The sequence below is a fragment of the Rhodopseudomonas sp. B29 genome, assembly GCF_000333455.1.
In the GTDB taxonomy this organism is placed as follows: Bacteria; Pseudomonadota; Alphaproteobacteria; order Rhizobiales; family Xanthobacteraceae; genus Rhodopseudomonas.
The window spans coordinates 1-4,571 of record NZ_BADD01000637.1; the positions used below are offsets into that span (position 1 = coordinate 1).

The 4,571-nt window shown below is 63.7% G+C and carries 4 protein-coding genes and 1 pseudogene; 1 reads left to right on the forward strand and 4 read right to left on the reverse strand.

Annotated features, from left to right (window positions below):
* The 4 genes from I5M_RS22970 to I5M_RS22990 form a co-directional block, all read right to left on the reverse strand.
* Window positions 1–127, reverse strand: a 127-nt coding sequence (locus I5M_RS22970; RefSeq protein ID WP_022723545.1) for an aa3-type cytochrome c oxidase subunit IV, incomplete at its 3' end; no start/stop codon positions are given.
* Between the two features lie 275 nt (window positions 128–402).
* The gene (locus I5M_RS22980) at window positions 403–786 is read right to left on the reverse strand and encodes a type II toxin-antitoxin system death-on-curing family toxin (RefSeq protein ID WP_022723547.1); all 384 of its coding nucleotides are present in this window, start codon (window positions 784–786) and stop codon (window positions 403–405) included.
* Complete coding sequence (locus tag I5M_RS22985) at window positions 783–1,052, reverse strand: AbrB family transcriptional regulator (RefSeq protein WP_022723548.1); 270 nt, start codon at window positions 1,050–1,052, stop codon at window positions 783–785. The genes I5M_RS22980 and I5M_RS22985 overlap by 4 nt, the downstream gene beginning before the upstream one ends.
* A gap of 70 nt (window positions 1,053–1,122) precedes the next feature.
* Window positions 1,123–3,057 carry a M3 family oligoendopeptidase gene (locus I5M_RS22990; protein WP_022723549.1) on the reverse strand — a complete coding sequence of 645 codons (1,935 nt, stop codon included), beginning with the start codon at window positions 3,055–3,057 and terminating at the stop codon, window positions 1,123–1,125.
* 174 nt (window positions 3,058–3,231) lie between these two features.
* Here I5M_RS22990 and I5M_RS22995 point away from each other — a divergent pair.
* Window positions 3,232–4,566, forward strand: a pseudogene (locus I5M_RS22995) (sigma-54-dependent transcriptional regulator); the annotation flags it as partial.
* Between the last annotated feature and the right edge of the window lie 5 nt (window positions 4,567–4,571).

A 4,571-nucleotide genomic window follows, 5' to 3' on the forward strand; every position in this document is an offset into this window, starting at 1 on the left:
CGACGATGCAAATGACCGCCGCTGTGCCGAACTTCACCAGCTTGATGAAGCCCTCATAGGTCTGCTCGTGCATCGCGTAGTCGTTTCCATCCGCCACCGTGTAGGCGACTTCGCTGTGTTCAGCCATTTGTCTCTCCCCGGACATGTTCGAGAACTTCGCCGTGCAATTAGCGCAATCTTATTACGACGGCAACGGCACTGCAGCAATAATGGCTCACCAGTTTGGGGGCCTGCCAAAGTTCTACATGCCGTCCGCGCCACTGTGATCGTATCGGGCGAGAAGAACAAGCTGCTGGGAAGCAGTTGCAACAGACTAATGAAGAATTGCGTCGCGCGGATTACTGGCGAGCGACCCAGCGAGACAGAGCGGTCGACTGCAATCAGCCGAATTGCTGCAGTTGCTCAGGCAGGCCAGTTATCTCGAATCCACCGCGCGAGGCTGGCTTCGCTGACCTCGCCGGCGGCGAGGGATAGGATCATCGCAGCGGCTTCGGCTTCGGGCACGATGAAGTCGACGTCATTCACGCCGAGGAAGGTGTAAAGCGCCAGCAGCGAGGTGCGCTTGTTGCCGTCGATAAATGGATGATTGCGGGCGATGCCGAACGCATAAGCGGCCGCGAGCTCGGCGAGTTCAGCTTGCTCATAGGTCCATTTGTTGCGCGGGCGGTCCAGCGCCGACTCCAGCATCCCCTCGTCGCGCAGCCCGGCCGCCCCACCATGAACGGCGAGTTGCTCGTCATGGATCGCGACGATGATCTGCCTGGTGAGCCAAAACGGCTCACTCATTTGGCCAACTCCGCCAGGGCGTTGTGGTAGCGCTTCATGCCGCGACGGGCGACTTCCATCGCCTTTTCGAATTCCGGATTGGACGGCGTGAAGCGAACGCCGCCATCCGGCGTCAAAGTCGCATACAGCTGATCGCCAACATTCAGATTGAGCCGAGCCATCAGCTCCTTCGTGAAAATCAGCCCTGAGGAGTTACCGATCTTCTTGATTTCGACGGTCGCCAGAACACGGCTCGTGTCGGCATCGGTCTTGGTGCGGTCGTCCATAGCAAAACCTCCGTTGTACAGAATGTATAACGGAGGTTTTATTGCCGTTCAACACTTGTTTTACGCCGCCCTACCCCATCGCCTCCAGCTCGTCGATCATGCCGGCGATGACTGACAGGCCGCGATCCCAGAATTGCGGGTCCTTGGCGTCGAGGCCGAACGGGGCGAGCAGCTCCGAATAATGCTTGGTGCCGCCGGCCGACAGCATGGCGAGGTAACGCTCGGCGAAGCCTTCCTGGGCGTGCTCGTAGACCGAGTACAGCGAGTTCACCAGGCAATCGCCGAACGCGTAGGCGTAGACGTAGAACGGCGAATGGATGAAGTGCGGGATGTACATCCAGAAGTTTTCGTAGCCGGCCTTGATCTCGATGGCCGGCCCGAGGCTCTCGCCCTGCACGCTCAGCCAGATCTCGCCGATCCGCTCCGCGGTGAGTTCGCCGCTGCGGCGCTCGGTGTGGATAGCGCGTTCGAACGAATAGAACGCGATCTGCCGCACCACCGTGTTGATCATGTCCTCGACCTTGCCGGCGAGCAGCGCCTGGCGCTGCTTGACGTTCTTGGTCTGGCCAAGCAGGCGGCGGAAGGTCAGCATCTCGCCGAACACGCTGGCGGTCTCGGCCAGCGTCAGAGGCGTCGGCGCCATCAGCGCGCCGTTCTTGGCGGCGAGCACCTGATGCACGCCGTGGCCGAGCTCATGCGCCAGCGTCATCACGTCGCGCGGCTTGCCCTGGTAATTCATCAGCACATAAGGATGCGCCGAGGGCGTGGTCGGATGCGAGAACGCGCCTGGCGCTTTGCCCGGCCGCACCGGCGCGTCGATCCAGCGATCGGTGAAGAAGCGTTCGGCGATCCGCGCCATTTCCGGCGAGAACGCACTGTAGGCGGTCAGCACCATGCTGCGCGCGTCCGACCAGCCGATCTCGCCGGTGGCGGCGAACGGAAGGGGCGCGTTGCGGTCCCAGTAGGGCAGCTTCTTCTTGCCGAACCAGCCGGCCTTGAGCTTGTAGTAGCGGTGCGACAGCTTCGGATAGGCGCCGCGCACGGCAGCCACCAGGGCGTCGACGACTTCGCGCTCGACCCGATTGGCGAGGTGGCGTGAATCAGCGACGTCTTCGAAGCCGCGCCAGCGGTCGGAAATTTCCTTGTCCTTGGCCAGCGTGTTGGTGATCAGCGCGAAGGTGCGCTCGTTGGCCTTGAAGGTCTTGGCCAGCGCTTCGGCCGCGACCTTGCGCTTCGCCGGCGTGCGATCCTGCAGCATGTTGAGCGTCGGCTCGATCGCCAGCTCCTTAGCCCCAACCTTGAAGCGCAGCGACGAGATGGTCTGATCGAACAGCCGGTTGAAGGCGCCGTAGCCGGTCTGCGACTTCTCGTGGAACAGCTGCTCGACGCGATCTTCGAGCTGATAAGGCTTGTCCTTGCGCAGATCCTCGATCCACGGTCGGTAGTAACCGAGTTCGGGCGTCTGCATCGCCTGTTCGAGCACCTCATCGTCGACGCGGTTGAGTTCGAGCGCGAAGAACAACAGATGCAGCGAGGCCGCGGTCAAACGCTCGGAAACGTCGCCGTAGAATTTCGACTTCTTCGGATCGACGCTGTCGCCGGCATGCACCAGACCCGCATAGGAACCGAGCCGCCCCGCCAGATCCTCGATCGCCTCGTAGCGCTTGACCGCGCCGGCGAGCCACGCGCCGCCGCCATCCTTGGCGGTTTCTTCCGCCAGCCGCCCCTTGAAGTCGGCCTCGAAGGAGACGCAATCGGCGTCGAGCTTGTCGAGATCGGCGGCGACCTCGGGCGCGTCGATCGCCGGATAAAGATCGGCGAGATTCCATTCCGGCAGCCGCCTGGCTGCGGGCTTGCGTGCGCCTGCCGCTACCTTGGCCTTCGCCGCAACCTTGCTCGGCGCGGCAGACTTCGCCGGCTTCGCCTTGGCGGCAGACTTCGCGGCGGGCTTGCGGGAAACGACGGGACGGGACGATTTCGCGCGGGAGCTGGCAGGTTTTTTCATGGGCCTTCAGAGCTTCAAGGATCGGTTTTGATGAACGCTACTTGCTGCAACGCAGCTTCGGCAAGTCACTCTTTCACGGCGCGGCGCCTCGCCGTGATCCGCCGGCGTGCAACAAAGCTTTAACGCTTTGGTCGTCAAAGTGCACCAATTCGGGACATTGTGTTTGGGGCAGTGATGGTGGATCGAGTTCTGATCGCCGACGACGACGCTGTGCAGCGTCGGCTCGTCGAGAACATGGTGCAGAAATGCGGCTATGAAGCGATCACGGTCGACAGCGGCGATGCCGCGGTCGAAATTTTGACGTCGCCGCAGGCGCCGGCGATCGATGTGGTGGTGCTCGATCTGGTGATGCCGGGCCTCGATGGCCTCGGCGTGCTGTCGAAAATCCGTGACGCCGGCCTGTCGGTGCCGGTGATCGTGCAGACCGCGCATGGCGGTATCGACAACGTGGTGTCGGCGATGCGCGCCGGCGCGCACGACTTCGTCGTCAAGCCGGTCGGCATCGAGCGGCTGCAGGTGTCGCTGCGCAACGCGCTCAATGCCAGCGCCCTCAAGGGCGAATTGCAGCGCATCCGCCACAGCCGCGAGGGCCGGCTGAGCTTTTCCGACATCATCACCCGCAGCGAGGCGATGGCCGGCGTGATGGCGGCGGCCAAGAAGGCCGCGGCCTCGTCGATCCCGGTGCTGATCGAAGGCGAAAGCGGCGTCGGCAAGGAGCTGTTCGCCCGCGCCATTCACGGCTCCAGCGAACGCTGCGCCAAGCCGTTCGTCGCCGTCAATTGCGGTGCGATTCCGGACAATCTCGTCGAGTCGATTCTGTTCGGCCACGAGAAAGGCGCGTTCACCGGCGCGACCGACAAACACATGGGCAAGTTCGTCGAGGCCTCCGGCGGCACGCTGTTCCTCGACGAAGTCAGCGAATTGCCGCTCGCCGCCCAGGTGAAGCTGCTGCGCGCGCTGCAGGAAGGCGCCGTCGAAGCCGTCGGCGCCCGCAAGCCAGTGAAGGTCGACGTCCGCATCATCTCCGCGACCAATCGCCGCCTGCTCGAGCGCGTCAAAGCCGGGCAGTTCCGCGAGGATCTGTTCTATCGCCTGCACGTCCTGCCGCTGACCATTCCGCCGCTGCGCACGCGCCGCGAAGACATCGGGCCGCTGCTGCGGCATTTCCTGATGCGGTTCTGCGCCGAGGAAAACCGCCACATCGGCGGCATCAGCGGCGAAGCCGTGGCGCGGCTGTCGCAGCTCGACTGGCCGGGCAACATCCGCCAGCTCGAGAACGCGGTCTATCGTGCCGTGGTGATGAGCGAGAGCGATCAGCTCGTCCTCGACGATTTCCCGCTGGCGACCGCTCCGTCGGCGCCCCCCGCGGCGCCGGCCATAGCCGAACCGCTGCTGATCGAGCCGGCGCCGCAATTCGTCGCAGCCAGCGAAGTGCCGATCGCGCCGATGACCTCGCTCGCCAACCTCCCGATGCTGAGCGGCAGCGGTGAAGTCCGGCCGCTGAGGAACTGAAA